We start from the raw sequence: 14,054 nt of genomic DNA, 5'->3' as shown, positions 1-14,054 counted from the left end.
CACTTTTTTGTGCCCTGGAGGAGGCTGTCGCTCCCGACAGCCTGTTTATCACCCTGGCGCCGGGTAAAACGGTACCAGCGGGCAACCCTGAACAGACAGGCCACCCCTCGGAGAGGGGCGGCATCTTATCGTCGGAGTTGTGTGATGGCGCAGACGAGAAGAGCCCCCTCTGCGGTTACGAAGGGATAGTCACTTGCATCAGTGCCGAGGGGCTGTTTTCGACAAAATAGTGCCAGATGTGGTCATAGAGCGCCTTCTGCCCGGGAAAGCTCACCAGCGCCTTGGCTTCGGTGAGCGAACACCAGCGATATTCGGTGTGCTCGTCGTTGAGGGTGACCGCTTGATTGGGTGGGCAATAGACCACAAAGACCGGCACCACCATCACGGTATTCGAGGCCGATTCGTAAAACTGCTCAAGGTATTCGCCGCTGTATAGCTCTGTGACGGCGATGCCTGTCTCTTCACCCATCTCGCGAATAATGGTCTGCCAGCCGGTTTCACCCGCCTCAACCGTGCCCGCCACATGGCACCAGAAGCCGCCCTTGACCCGCTTCATCAGCAGTATTTTGGCTTGGCCATCGATTTCCGATAACGCCACACCGGAGACGGCGTGACAGCGAATGGGGATCATGGGGAAGGCTCCGGCGGTGGAATAAAGGGCTCGTATTGTTTGTCCTGGATTGGCGTGATGGCAAGCCATTTCCTGTTGATATTGGCCTGGACAACAGGGTGAAGGATGGCTCCTCCAACCCGTCAGCCCCCCATCATTTTTGCCGTCTGGATCGCCTCAATCAGCGCCGCACGGCTGATACGAGGGCGCTCGCTATCCAGCAGTTGTTGCCACAGGTCGATGGCCTGGCGGTAGCGGCCGTGCAGGAAGTGATCGGAGGCGAGCAGCATCAGGGCGCTCACTTCCCCTTTATCCTGCTTGAGGGCGCTATCGAGCAAGTGGCGCGCCTCTGGGGTGATCTGCTGGCCTGCCTGGTAGTAGCGCACAGTCGCCTGGGCAGCCAGGGTGGCGGCACTGGCGCCCCCTTCAAGCAGGGCGAGGCGCTGATAGGCAAGCCAGGCGTTGTCGTATTCATCCCGATAGAGATAGAGCTGCCCCAGTGCCGCCCAGCTGTCGAGGTCTTGCGGGTTGAGCAGCAGGGTTTGATGCAGATCCCCTAGCTCCTTGTCCTGCAGATCCCGCGGACTCAGCCCCGCCAGCGGATCGGGGCGTGACTGATAAGCCTGCCATGCCTGGTAGCGGCCGCTGCCGGCATAAAAGGCGGCGAGCCCGCCGACCATCACGATTCCGAGCAGCAGAAGGACGCCCTTGTGCTGCGTGTGGCTGCCGCAGTTGCCAGATCGATGGGTCAGCCGCTCGCGCAGGGCCAGCTCCGCTGCCGGCGTGGCATTGTCAAGATTGGCTGCGGTCAGCTCCTGATAGAGGGGATGTTCTGGGGGGAGACAGGTCTGCTCCCTGAGCATGATCAGGCGATTCAACTCACTGCGCGGGTTGGCCGCTTGCCTGCTGACAGAGCCGTTGAGCCGGACGGCCTGATCCCCTTTGGCCTTCAGACGGCGTCCCAGAGTGGTCAGCGCCAGTCCCAGCAACAGGAGGGGACCAGCCCAGAGCAGCAGGGTGCTGGCCTTGAAGGGGGGATCGTAGCGCACGAAGTCGCCAAATCGACTGGTCATGCGGGCGATCACCTGCTCGTCGCTTTGCCCCTCGTCCACCCAGCGGTAGACCTCGAGCCGCAGATCCCGGGCGATGGGGGAGTTGGACTCCACCAGGTTCTGGTTCTGGCATTGGGGGCAGCGCAGGGCGCGGGCGAGATCCTGGGCGCGGCGCTGTCGCTCCGGGTGCTGGAACTGATAGGTATCGACCCCGCTGGCCAGGGCGCCCACGCTCATACCGAGTACAAGCAGCAGGGGGCAGAGGATGACAGGGGTCTTCATGGTTTGCCCTCCTGCCCGGTGGTCGTTGAGGATGTCAGGGTCGTGGCGCGGGCGGCCTTGAGCTTTGGCACAAACTGGCGCTGCCAGATATCCGTGGTCAAGAGACCCGTGTGGCGGGTGAGCAGGGTGCCATCGGCGGCAAACAGATAGGTTTCGGGCGTGCCGTAGACGCCGAGCTCCAGCGCCAACTTGCCGTCCGAGTCCGCCAGCACGGCGCGATAGGGGTTGCCTGCCTCACCAAGCCAGGCACGCGCCGCTTCGCCCTTGTCTCTGTAGTTGAGCCCATAGAGGGGAACCGTGCTGGCCAGCTCGGCGAGCAGCGGGTGCTCGGCGCGGCAGTTGGGGCACCAGCTGGCCCAGACGTTGAGCACAAAGGGCTCTCCCTTGAGCTGGTCGGTGTGGACAAGCCCCCCATCCAGCAGGTTTTCGCTCTGCCACTGGGGCAGGGTACGCCCCAGGGTCGCCTCGTCCTGGCGGTAGGGATTGTTGGCAAGCCCCAGCCAAAGCAGGGTGCCGAGGCCCAGAGTCAGCAGCAAGGGGAGAAAAAGACGCAGGCGCGGGCTCATGGTGCCTCCTGTTCGCGCAGGGGCTGCGGGATCTTGGCTGGACGGGATACCAGCAACGGCTTGCGCCTGGACAAACGCAGGGCACCTCCTGCCATCATCAGCATGCCCCCCAGCCAGATCCAGCGCACCAGCGGCTTGTAGTGAAGGCGCATGGCGTAGGCGTCCGGCTCCATCTTCTCGCCGAGCACCACGTAGAGATCCCCAAACAGACCCCACTGGATGCCGGGCTCGTTCATGTTCATGGTGCGTACGCTGTAGTGGTGCCGCTCCGGCATCAACCGCGCCACCTCCTTGGCGCCTTTGTGCACGCTCAGCGTAATGCGCTCGGCAGTGTAGTTGGGGCCGAGCAGGGGCTCGCTCCCCTCATAGCGAAAGGTATAGGCGCCAAGCTGGTAGGGGCTGCCCGCTTTTAATACTGTGCCCCCCTCCTGGCTGTAGTGGCTCACCTGATTGATGCCAAGGGCACATATGGCGACTCCCAGGTGGGCGAGCAAACTCCCCAGCCGGTTGGCACTCAGGCCATGGGTCTTGAATGAGAAATTGAGCAACAGGCTTGCCACCAGCCAGAGACTCAGCACGTTGGCGACAAGGCCAACCCAACTGAGGGCGCCAAGATCGCGATACCCCAGGCTAAGCAGGCCGCCCCCGAGCAGACCTAGCAGAGGCGGCACTATCCGTTTGATGGGGGGGCTGGCCGCAAGACATTGCCAGCGCAGGCGCGGGATCTGGGTCATCAGTGCCATCAGGGCCAGGGCCAGGGGTACGAAAACAGCGTTGAAATATGGCGCACCGACCGAGAGCGAGCCCAGGTGCAGGGACTGGAACACCATGGGGTAGAAGGTGCCGAGCAACACGCAGGCGCAGGCCACGCTGAGCAGAAGGATGGCGGCGCCCAAGAGTCCCTCTTTTGACCAGAAGCCGAAGCGGGCGTAGGGGGCGCGGGTATCTGCCCGCAGCGCAAACAGGGTGAGCGCCGTGGTCAATAACAGGCCGAGCAGCAGCAAGAGGGTGAGGCCGCGATTGGGATCCACCGCGAAGGCGTGCACCGAGGTGAGCACGCCGGAGCGCACCACGAAGGTGCCGAGCAGGCTCAGGGCGAAGGTGAAGATGGAGAGCAGCAGCACGCCGTGGCCGTAAGCGCCGCGCTTCTCGCAGACGATGAGGGCATGCAGCAGGGCTGTGCCGAGCAGCCAGGGCAGCAGGGAGGCGTTTTCCACCGGATCCCAGAACCACCAGCCACCCCAGCCGAGCTCGTAATAGGCCCACCAGGAGCCGAGCAGGATACCGGCGGTGAGAAACACCCAGGAGCCCAGCGCCCAGGGTCTGCTCCAGTGGGCCACGGCGCCGTCCAGCCTGCCCGAGTGCAGCGCCGCCATGGCGAAGGCGAAGTTGACTGCAAAGCCCACGTAGCCGAGATAGAGCAGGGGCGGGTGAATGATGAGGCCTATGTCCTGCAACATGGGATTGAGATCGCGTCCCTCCAGGGGCCCCGGGAACTGCCGGTCAAACGGGCTGGAGAAGACAAGGGTATAGAGTCCAAACAGCCCCACTATCAGCCCCATGATGGCGAGCACCCGGGCACGGATCAGCGAGTCGACCTGCTGCGAGCAGAGCGCCACCAGGGCGCCCCAGAGCGCCAGCGCAAACACGAAGAAGAGCATGGAGCCTTCATGGCCGCCCCAGACCGCCGCCAGCTTGAAGCCCATGGTCAGGGCGCTGTTGGCGTGCTGAGCCACATAACTGACGGTAAAATCATCCCGGGCAAAGCAGCTGGCGAGCAGCAGCAGGGCAGCCCCCAGCAGGGCGGCATTGAGCAGTGCCAGCGGCTTGGCACAGCCCAGCAGAGGGGGCGATGCCAGCCTCAGGCCCAGCCAGGGCAGGGTGCCTTGCACCAGAGAGAGCGCCGTTGCCAGCAACAGTGAGAGATAGCCGAACTCCGCCAGCACACAACCTCCGGTTCCATCATGGGTTCATGTTATGCCGCAGCGTCCGCAGCAGGCGGGCGTTGGGGCATGACCAGAAAACAATTCGCTTAAAACAGACAAGCGCCAGTCGCCCAAGGCGGCTGGCGCTTGCGATCAGTTTCTCATACCACCGTCATCTGGCCGGCATACGAGGATGACGCAGCATCAGTCAGCAACCTGCCCATCAGGGTCATGCTGCAAGCCGACGTCGTATGGTCGCTTTTGCTACCCATCATGTATCTCCCTTTATACAACAGTCATTTGACCTGCATAGAGCACGAAGTAACGCAGCAGCAGTATCCCCATCAGGGTCAGGCTGCACACCAGCACCAGATGACCGTTGCGCTGGCGCATTTGTGCTGGTAGCAGGGAGAGCAACTGGGGCAGCAGCATGCCGAAACCCACCACACCAAGCCAGAACACCTGGGCCCAGAAGCCGCTGCCGATGGCGGCCCACATGGCCACCTCTTTCTGGCCACCACCAAAGTAGAGGCCGGTAAAGAAGCAGACCAGCAGCAGCACCTCTACCGCCAGCACGGGTCGCTCGAAGCCGTGCACAAAGCTCACTCCCTGGCTGTGGTGATCCTCATTGAAGAGAGTCACCGCCAGCAAGATGGTGGAGGCAATGCCTGAACTGATGCCGGAGACCAGAAACAGCACAGGCAGCACAGGGTTGTTGAGCAGCGGATAAGTCTTGAGCGCAGAGAGCAAAAAGCCGGTGTAGGCGCCGAGCAGCACGGCCAGCAGCAACAGCAGCGGCGCCAGCAGACGTTCGAATCTGGCCAGCAGGACTATCGTGCTATCCACGAAGGCGAACGTCTCCTTGAACAGGTGCCTGCGCAGTTCCTCGATCTCGCTGCGAAATACCACCGCCAGCCAGGCAAACAGCACCGCCATATAGAGCTGGAACAGCATGACCCCCATCGACATCACTGAGTCGAACTGGTAGTGGAACATCAGCTTCCAGAAGGTCCAGGGACGGGCCAGGTGGAAGATGAGGATCAAGAGCCCCAATATCACGCTTAGCGGTGCCAGAATGGCGGTCGCCTTGATGATGCCGCTCTCGCTGCCAGCCCCTTTGCGGCGCAACAACACCGAGAGGCTGGTGGCCCCGGCGGAGATGCCGAGCAGAAAGAGGTAGATGGCGATGGGCCAGTCCCAGACAAGGGAAGGAAAATGAAATGCGTCATGCCACATGGTTATTCCCTCCTTGGGTTACTGCCGCTTGCATGGTCATGAGGTTATCTCCCCTTTGGGCACACGGTACATCTTGGGCGAGGTGCCGAGCGCCTGCTTGTAGCGATAGGTGGTCTCCTTCACCAGCCGTTTGGCGATGGGGCTATCGGGATCATCCAGATTGCCGAACACCAGCGCCCTGGTGGGGCAGGAGGCCACGCAGGCCGGCTCCTTGCCCTGGGCCAGGTTGGTCTTGCGGCAAAAATCACACTTGTCGGCGACCTTGGTCACAGGGTTGATAAAGCGCACCTGATAGGGACAGGCGGCCAGACAATACATGCAACCGACACAGAGGTCCGGGTCCACATCGACGATGCCATCTTCCGCTCTGATATGGGAGGCACCGGTCGGGCAGACATGCACGCAGGGGGCGTTGTCGCAGTGCTGGCAGGACTTGCGAAAGAAGTGGTACTCGGCATCGGGGAATGTGCCTATGGGGTCGGAGCGGATGATCTCGAGCCGCGAGACCCCTTCCGGTACCTGATTCACCTCCCGGCAGGCATCCATGCAGGCGGTACAGCCGATGCAGGCCGCCTCGTCATGGATCATGCCGTAGCGTACCCCGTCTATGGTCTGGCTGTGGGAGAGGATGGCCGCGCTGGCACGCACGGGGCCCGCCATCATGATCAGCGCCCCCGCGCTCATGCCCGCCATAAAGTCACGACGAGAGCAGCTCATGGTGCCTCCTTGCTCACGCTCGCCTGCTGAGCGGTTGCCTTGGCCTCATGCTGCTTGCTATGGCAGTCGACGCAGAGCTTGATGCGGGACTTTTCCGGTATGCCCACCATGGGCTCCTTGGCCGGGTGCAGTGCATGACAGCTGGTGCAGGTGAGCCTGGTGGCGTGCACGTCGTGGGCCCAAAGCGCCTCGCGCAATGGCTTGGGTTCGTGGCAGCTCATGCAGACCCCGTTCTGCTCGGCGATGGGGTAAGCTTCCTTGCCTTGCGGAGGGTTGAAGCTGTCACTGAACCGCATCACATCCTTGACCCCTTCCCTGTGCTGGGGGGAGGGCTGGCCGTGGCAGTTGGTGCAGGTGACCGGCGCCAGGTTGTTGGGGTTGGTTGTCTGGCCATGTTTGCCGTGCATGCCGCTTGCCTGCTCCTTGTGGCAGTCGGTGCAGGCCTTGTCGGGGCTGCGTAAAAACTCAACTTCATGCGTCGCGGGCATGGCAGCGGGCGCGATCGCGGCGTCGCCCGCCTGTCCCTGCAGGCTGGTGAGCAGCATGGCTGCCATCAGCATCAGTCGTAAAAAATCCATTGTTAAATCACCCATAGGAAGCCTCCATCAGCTGCGGGCCCGACTTGGGGCCGGGCCCGCAGTCGCCGTTACTGTGCCAGCCGTCCGGCCGCCTTGGCCTCGGCATCCCAGGCGGGAACTGTGGTCTTGAGGAACTGGGCCTTGTCTGAGTTCATCTGTTTCATATCCATGCCAAGGGCGGCTTGCGCCTTCTCCTTGGTGGAGATGTCCGGCAGGGCGATCTCGTGACTTATCCCCTTGGTCGCCAAGAGGCGTGCCAGCTTGGTGCGGGCATCGGCGGCTTTATCCAGAGCTGTACCCAGCATGCGCAGTGCCACTTCCGGGGCGTGCATCTGCACCCCGTGGGAAGCGATGGAGAAGTCCCAGCGCCATTGGGCGTGACGGATGTCTTGCAGTATGTCTTTCATCTGCGCCTCGGTGGCGCCTGCATCCCAGGCCGCCTTGGCCTCGAAGTGGGCGTGCACCAGCTGCTTCTCGACCTTCAACTTGATCTCGGTCACCGCATCCTTGCGCTGCTGGACTATGCCTTGCAGCATCTCCTTGCCCTGGGTATGGCAGTTGCGGCAGGTCTGCTCGAAGCGATCGAAGGGGTTGCCGACCTTGTGATCCGTGTAGACCTTGCCCTGCTCGTTTTGCACCTTGGGCATGTGACAGTCGACACAGGCGACGTTGTTCTGGCCGTGAATGCCTGCGCGCCAGGTCTCGTATTCAGGGTGCTGGGCCTTGAGCATGGGGGTCTTGGAGAGGGCGTGGGTCCAGTCGGCGAAACCAATCTCGTCGTAGTACTGCTCCATCTGCTCAACCGTGGTGCCCTTGTCCCAGGGGAATTTCACCGCCTTGGTGGGGCCGCTGAAGTAGTACTCCACGTGACACTGGCCACACACCTGGGATTGCTGATCGAAACGTCCCTGCTCTTTGAACGGCTTGCCGATGGCGGTCATGGCGCGGTCGGCATAGGGACGGGAGAGGTGCAGGGCGGGTTTGCCCTCCTTGAACTCTTTCGACGCCGTGTCGTGGCAGTCGGCGCAGCCTATGGTGTTGACTATTTCCGACCCACCCTTGGCCCACATGCCCTTGAAGTAGCCATCTTCGCCTTTTTCATCGATGACGCGGGCCACATCCGGGCCTTTGCAGCTCCAGCAGGCCATGGGCAGGGGGCCATCCTCGGCGGTCTTGGGAGCGCCGGTGCGCAGGGTTTCCCGTACGTCGGTCAGGGCATAGAAATGGCCGCGGGGCTTGTTGTAATCCTTGGAGAAGGGATAACCCCCCCAGAGCACCACCATCTGCGGATCTTCGGCCAGGGCATCGGTGCGCGTCGCGCTCTCGCTGGTGCCTTTCCAGCTGCTGAACTGGTCGACGTGATCCTTGGCGAACAGCTCGCTGCGTGCCTCTATCTTGCCCTTGGGGGTTGCCTCATCGGCCTGTGCCAAGCCGCTGGCGCCAAAGCAGGTGGTAAGCAGCAGGGCGGCGAGGCCCAGTCTGGTCAGTCTGTTGTGTGAACTCACGATCATCACTCCCGAATCGATCTCATTGCCAAGCCTGACCGTTCCATCCTGGATGTGGGCATCAGCCCCCGCACTAGGCAGGAGCAGGCAGGCCGATTAATTGTTATTAGTGAATAAAACCCATGTAATATGCGATTGCTCGGGTTGGATATTACCAAATGGGTAAAATGGATGATGATTTATCAGGACTGAGCTTGCGCTAGATCAATTGCCTGGGGGAGCAAGTGCCGGAAATGAGATCCCGGTTAAATAATGAGAAAACTCAACTTATTGACGCGCTTTGCCAGCATGTCGTTGCACCTTGTTGGCAATGTTGGTTGGCATACCTGATGTGGCAAGGGTTGGCTTGAAATCGAGCATGTGACTTATCTATTTATGGGTATAGATTTGGCGGTGAATATTTATTCTGTATTTGGGTGGGTTCTGAACCCGGTGAGAGGCACAGGAGAACCAGATTCAATCATCTCGCCTCTGCCTGTCATTCGCGGCAGTTTATTTGCACCGGGTACGTTTGATGAACTTGCTGAAATGAAAGAGCCGGCATGGGCCGGCTCGTTGCGTGTCTGTCTGGGTGATCTGCGATCAGACCAGGGCCTGGGCCAGCAGATGGACGGGATGTTCACAGCGAAACTCTGTACTCATCTCGATCTGCCACTTGCAGGTCTCGCAGTCCGTGATGACCAGATCAGGCTTGAGGCGGTTTATCTGATCAAACAACCCTTCGCCTATGGCCTGGCTGGTCTCGTAGTTCTCGGACTTGAAACCGTAGGTGCCGGCGATGCCGCAGCACTGGGACTCCAGTACCGTCACCTTGACCCCGGGAATGGCGCGCAGCAATTCGAGGGTATAGATGACGCCGCCCATTTTCTCCATGTGGCAAGGGGTATGGTAGGCGATGTGCAGGTCCAGCGGCTTCATGGCCGGTTTGTTGCCCTTGTAAAACTCGTTCCACAGGAAGCGGGTCACCAGTGAGATGCGATCCCGCACCTTGTGATTGTCCTGCTCCAGCAGGTGGGGGTATTCGTCCCGCAGGGTGAAGCCGCAGGTGGAGGAGGTGGCCAGCAGCGGCATCTCGTTGCCCAGCAGCGTGTTCTCAAGCTGCTTGATGTTGAAGGCCGCCTGCTGCTTGGCCTTGTCCATGAAGCCGTTGGCAATCAGCGGTACGCCGCAGCACTTCTCCCGCTCCAGCAACTGCACGCCTATGTTCATGGCGTTGAGCACCTGCACCAGCTCCTTGCCGAGCTGCGGGTGGTTGTAGTTGACGTAGCAGCCGTGGAAATAGGCTATCTGGCGCTGATATTGGGCCTGGCTGGCTTTCTGCTTCTTGTACCAGCCGCGGAAGGTGCCCTGAGAGTATTTGGGCAGATCGCGGTGGGAGGAGACTCCCAGCGCCTTGTCCAGCACCAGCTTCATGGGCTTGAGGCCGGTGGTGAAGTTGACCACGGGGGCCATCAGGGTGGACATGCTGCCCATCAGGTCGGTGTGGGAGAGCACGAACTCGCGGATCCCGGGTTTGAAGCCGCTGTACTTGTCTTTGGCCTTGGCGATGATGTCGCCGATGCGCACGCCGCTCGGGCAGGCGACTTCACAGCGCTTGCAGTTGGTACAGTATTTGAGAGCGCTGTCGAACAGCTCCGGGCTCTTGATCCGCAGCCGCTCGCCATCCGGGCCCGCCTGTTTGGGGCCGGGGTAGGCGGGGTTGGCCTTGGCCACAGGGCAGTAGGCGGTGCAGACGGTGCATTTGATGCACTGATCGAAAGTTTGGTTGGCGTGATCCAGTAGCATGTCAGTTCTCCTCCCGGCGATGATGAAGACACGGGATATGGGACGAAGTAATCATTGGGCCGCGCCCAGAATATGGCCGGCGGCCTGCCAGCCGGTGGCAACGGCGACGCCGGATCCGGAGCCCTCTTTGATGGGGTCATAGTGAGCCAGCACGCTGCCCGCGCCATAGAGGTTGGTGAGCGGTTTGCCGCCGCGCATCACTCTGAGCTTGTCGTCGGTCTTGACCCCGAAGCCCATGAAGGGGTGGTGGTCGAACAGGCGGCGACCGGCCCAGGCATCGCGCTCCTCCAGACTCAACACATCGGCATTGAAGATGGGCTCGCGAATACCGCGCAGACGGGATTCGAGGCCGCGGCTGAAGAAGCTGCCGGAGGCGAGCACGAAATGATCTGCTTCAAACAGCTGATCGTCGCCGTTCTGGCTGTGTACACCGAGCACCTTGTCCCCCTCGTAACGGGCGCCAAGCACTCGCTCGCTGGTGAGGAAGGTACCGCCCAGGGCCTGGAAGCGACGCTTGAGCGCCTCTTGCATCCGCATGCCGATGAGTGACGGCGGCATGGTCGCCACCTCCTTGATGGTGCAGCCGGTGCGTTTTTCCAGTTCCGCCAGACGGGGGCCGACCAGCCCCAGTGACAGGCAGGCGGGCAGCACCACATGGCGGCAGCCAGGATCGCTGCTCTCGTGCACCATGCGGCAGATCTCGCGGGCCAGATCTGCCAGCAGATCGGGCTGGTCGCCCTTTTGTTTGTCAAACAGGCGGGCTATGTCGGCGGAGCGAAACTCGTGGGGATTACGGCTGAACTCGGCGAGCTGGGGCAGGCGAATTTCCCCTGTCATGATGCGACAGTGGGCGAAGCGCGGATGGGTCGCCAGATTGGCGGCCGCGAGCGCCGGGTGAAAGTCGCGAAACCCTTCCAGGGTCGCCAGCAAGATGGCATCGGGAGCCGGCGCATCCGTCTGGCAGGCGCAGGTGTGGGGCGACAGCCAGGTGGATTTCAGGGTGCCTATGGGGGTCAGCCGCTGGTGGTTGGTTTCCTGGCGAAACAGGGGCAGCCCCTGCTCGTGGCAGTGGCGCTGCAGATCGGCAAGGCTCGCCTCTATGTTGGTCAGGCCTACTTTGCTGTAAGGGTGATCCGGGTGCTCCGCCATGAAGGCGGGCAGGGCAGCGCGGGGATCCCCCTCGCTCTCGAGCAGGTCGATGGAGCCGGAAGAGAAGTGCAGGGCACTCTGGCCAGAGGCCATCAGCAGCGTCTTCTGACCCGCTTCGGCGAGGCGCAGCGCCGCCGAGAGACCCGCCATGCCGCCACCTATCACGATACTGTCAAATTTCATGACTGCACTCCTTGAGTCAATGTGGCCTGGCTGTGATCCTCTGTCCTGGTCACAGGGTCGAGGGGAAAGGGGGGCTCGGCCACCAGATGGGGCGCAGTCCACTCTCCCAGACCAAACAGCCCTTCATAAATCCAGTAGGTAAACTCCGCTTCCCGCAGGGCATCGCCCCACAGCACGGGGCGGGTACCCTTGTAACGTTCTTCCAGGAACTGGCGCAACATGACACAGGCTTCGCGGCCATCGGCCTTGCCATACTCCTGCATCAGACCGGCGGCCCGGTAGGCGCACAGCTCTCCCTGACAGGGGCCCATGCCGAGGCGCGTGCGGCGGCGCAGATCCACCAGGTTGTCCACGTCGAGCTCCCGCAGGGCGTATTCGATTTCGCCGGCTGTCACCATCTCGCATTCGCAGATGAGGGCGTTGGCCTTGGGGTTGTCACGAAAGAAGGCGATGACCCGCTCGCCGTGGCGATACTGGGCCGAGCCTTCTGCCGGGGCCGACAGACCGGGGGCGGACACTTTCTCCGGATCCCGCGAGCCGGGCAGGCTGAGTTCGGCGGTGCGGCACGGCTTGGTGTTGCCTATCTTCCTGGCGATAAGGTCGGTGGCCCACTCGGCCATCAGCCGGTAGGTCATCAGCTTGCCGCCGGTGATGGTATTGAAGCCCTGTAGCCCATCGCGCTCGGCATGATCCAGCAGCACTATGCCGCGGCTGATGTTGCGGCCGGTCTCGTCGCCATCCACCGCCACCAGGGGGCGAACCCCGGCGTAGGCGCGCAGCAGACGGGTGCGGGCCATGATGGGGGCGAGCTTGATCCCCTCACGCAGCAGCACCTCCACCTCGTCCGGATCCACGGTGAGCTGATCAATCTTGTGATAGTCGATGCGGCTTGAAGTGGTGCCGATGAGGGAGATGGTATCGCCAGGCACCAGTATGTCCGCATCCGCAGGTTTGCGAGCGCGGTTGAGCACCATCTGGTTGATGCGGTAATCCATGATGAGCAACGAACCCTTGGCCGGGAACATGCGGATGCCGAGATCGGCGTACTCGCAGATCTGTTGGCCCCAGATCCCGGCAGCGTTCACCACCTCCTGGGCCTCCACTTCGAAGGCTTCACCGGTGCGGGTGTTGATGGCCTTGACGCCATAGACTCTGTCCTGATTGCGCAGCAGCCCCAGCACCTTGCTGTGGGTGAAAATGCGCGCGCCGTGTTCCTTGGCATCCAGTACGTTGGCGGCGGCGAGGCGGAAAGGATCCACAGTGCCGTCCGGTACTTGAATAGCCCCTATCAGGGCCGGGTTGACGTTGGGCTCGAGGCGCAGCGCATCGGCCGGATCCAGCTGGCGTGTATCTATACCCGCCAGGGCGCAGGCATCCATAAAGGTTTTTTGAAAATTGATGTCATCTTCCGGCAGGGTGACGAAGAGACCGCCCGTGTCCTCGACGCAGTGGCTGGCGATCCGCTTGAGGATGCGGTTTTCCTGAATGCACTCGCGGGCGGATTCCGGATCCGTCACCGCATAGCGGGCGCCAGAGTGGAGCAAACCGTGGTTGCGGCCCGTGGTGCCGGCGGCGATGTCATCGCGCTCCAGCAGGATGCAGTCGATGCCGCGCAGTGCGCAATCGCGCATGATGCCGGCTCCGGTTGCGCCACCCCCTATGATGACGACTTGTGTGGTTATTCTTTTCATTCTTGCCCGTCTCATCTCTTCCAGATGGGAACAGTGTCCCTTACTCATGGGATGAAATGTTTGATATGGGCCAAATTAATGTTCGTAAACGCGCATAAATGACAAGGATATGAGCATTATGTGACGGGAGTCACAAGAGACAGCCGCAGGCGTCACCGGCGAACAAAGAAAAAGGGCGCCGAGCGCCCCAAAAGCTGGATGGTCGAGCCTTTAACCGCAGCACTTCTTGAACTTTTTGCCGCTGCCACAGGGGCAGGGGTCGTTGCGCCCTGCCTGCAGCGGTGCCGGATCCTGCTCGCCATCGGCATAGACCCAGCGCCCTTGATGGCGCACGAAGCGGGAACGCTCATGCAGGCAGTGGCGTTCATCTCCCTCCCGGAACCAGGCCTTGAATTCTACCATGCCGGTGTCGTCCAGCGGACCACCCTGAGCGGCGAGGATATCCAACCCGTCCCAGCGGGTGTCGGTCTGGGAGAGTTGATCTGCCGTCAACCCACCCAGATGATCAGGGTGCCAGCTGTGTATCAGATAGTCGCCCAGCCCCAGCACGAAGGCACTGTAACGGGAGCGCATCAGCTGCTCCGGTGTGCGGGCTTCGGCCCCCTGGTGCAGTGATCCGCAGCACAGTTCGAGAGAAAGAGTGGAACCGCAAGGACATTTGTTCATGTGTCAGCCCATCAGGGTCGATAGATAAAGGTGCGGGGATTGTAGCGAAAGCGGGTCCACGTCGACCAGCATCCTATACTGGTCAGGTAGGAACGGAACACCAATAAAA

General features: G+C 61.7%; 12 protein-coding genes. All 12 read right to left on the bottom strand.

Annotated elements, in window-relative coordinates; genetic code table 11:
- Positions 1–175: 175 nt before the first annotated feature.
- Positions 176–631: an NUDIX hydrolase gene (locus AXW79_RS11960; RefSeq protein ID WP_005310947.1), complete on the bottom strand. Its 456-nt coding sequence runs from the start codon at positions 629–631 to the stop codon at positions 176–178.
- Positions 632–753: 122 nt separating this feature from the next.
- Entirely contained in the window at positions 754–1,944 is a 1,191-nt protein-coding gene (gene nrfF, locus AXW79_RS11955; RefSeq protein WP_005310949.1) for a heme lyase NrfEFG subunit NrfF, read from the bottom strand.
- Entirely contained in the window at positions 1,941–2,510 is a 570-nt protein-coding gene (locus AXW79_RS11950) for a DsbE family thiol:disulfide interchange protein (protein ID WP_005310951.1), read from the bottom strand. Before AXW79_RS11950 ends, nrfF begins: the two co-directional genes overlap by 4 nt.
- Positions 2,507–4,456, bottom strand: coding sequence for a heme lyase NrfEFG subunit NrfE (nrfE, locus tag AXW79_RS11945; protein WP_005310952.1), 1,950 nt, complete (start codon positions 4,454–4,456; stop codon positions 2,507–2,509). Before nrfE ends, AXW79_RS11950 begins: the two co-directional genes overlap by 4 nt.
- 264 nt (positions 4,457–4,720) lie before the next feature.
- Complete coding sequence (gene nrfD / locus AXW79_RS11940) at positions 4,721–5,671, bottom strand: cytochrome c nitrite reductase subunit NrfD (protein ID WP_005310954.1); 951 nt, start codon at positions 5,669–5,671, stop codon at positions 4,721–4,723.
- A 36-nt stretch (positions 5,672–5,707) separates the two neighbouring features.
- Positions 5,708–6,388 (bottom strand): 4Fe-4S dicluster domain-containing protein, encoded by a 681-nt coding sequence (locus AXW79_RS11935; protein WP_005310956.1) that lies wholly within the window; start codon positions 6,386–6,388, stop codon positions 5,708–5,710.
- The gene (gene nrfB, locus AXW79_RS11930) at positions 6,385–6,981 is read right to left on the bottom strand and encodes a cytochrome c nitrite reductase pentaheme subunit (RefSeq protein ID WP_011898789.1); all 597 of its coding nucleotides are present in this window, start codon (positions 6,979–6,981) and stop codon (positions 6,385–6,387) included. Before nrfB ends, AXW79_RS11935 begins: the two co-directional genes overlap by 4 nt.
- A gap of 53 nt (positions 6,982–7,034) precedes the next feature.
- Positions 7,035–8,477, bottom strand: a complete 1,443-nt coding sequence (nrfA, locus tag AXW79_RS11925) for an ammonia-forming nitrite reductase cytochrome c552 subunit (RefSeq protein ID WP_005310960.1) — start codon at positions 8,475–8,477, stop codon at positions 7,035–7,037.
- Between the two features lie 576 nt (positions 8,478–9,053).
- The gene (gene glpC, locus AXW79_RS11920; RefSeq protein ID WP_005310962.1) at positions 9,054–10,256 is read right to left on the bottom strand and encodes an anaerobic glycerol-3-phosphate dehydrogenase subunit GlpC; all 1,203 of its coding nucleotides are present in this window, start codon (positions 10,254–10,256) and stop codon (positions 9,054–9,056) included.
- A gap of 51 nt (positions 10,257–10,307) precedes the next feature.
- Positions 10,308–11,588 (bottom strand): glycerol-3-phosphate dehydrogenase subunit GlpB, encoded by a 1,281-nt coding sequence (gene glpB / locus AXW79_RS11915; RefSeq protein WP_005310964.1) that lies wholly within the window; start codon positions 11,586–11,588, stop codon positions 10,308–10,310.
- Positions 11,585–13,279: an anaerobic glycerol-3-phosphate dehydrogenase subunit A gene (gene glpA / locus AXW79_RS11910; RefSeq protein ID WP_011898787.1), complete on the bottom strand. Its 1,695-nt coding sequence runs from the start codon at positions 13,277–13,279 to the stop codon at positions 11,585–11,587. The genes glpB and glpA overlap by 4 nt, the downstream gene beginning before the upstream one ends.
- Positions 13,280–13,489: 210 nt before the next feature.
- Positions 13,490–13,945: a YchJ family protein gene (locus AXW79_RS11905; protein ID WP_011898786.1), complete on the bottom strand. Its 456-nt coding sequence runs from the start codon at positions 13,943–13,945 to the stop codon at positions 13,490–13,492.
- Positions 13,946–14,054: the final 109 nt, after the last annotated feature.

This window comes from Aeromonas salmonicida subsp. salmonicida (assembly GCF_001643305.1).
Taxonomy (GTDB): domain Bacteria; phylum Pseudomonadota; class Gammaproteobacteria; order Enterobacterales; family Aeromonadaceae; genus Aeromonas; species Aeromonas salmonicida.
Note: the sequence above shows the minus strand (reverse complement) of the source record. Positions and strands in the feature narration are given on the sequence as shown.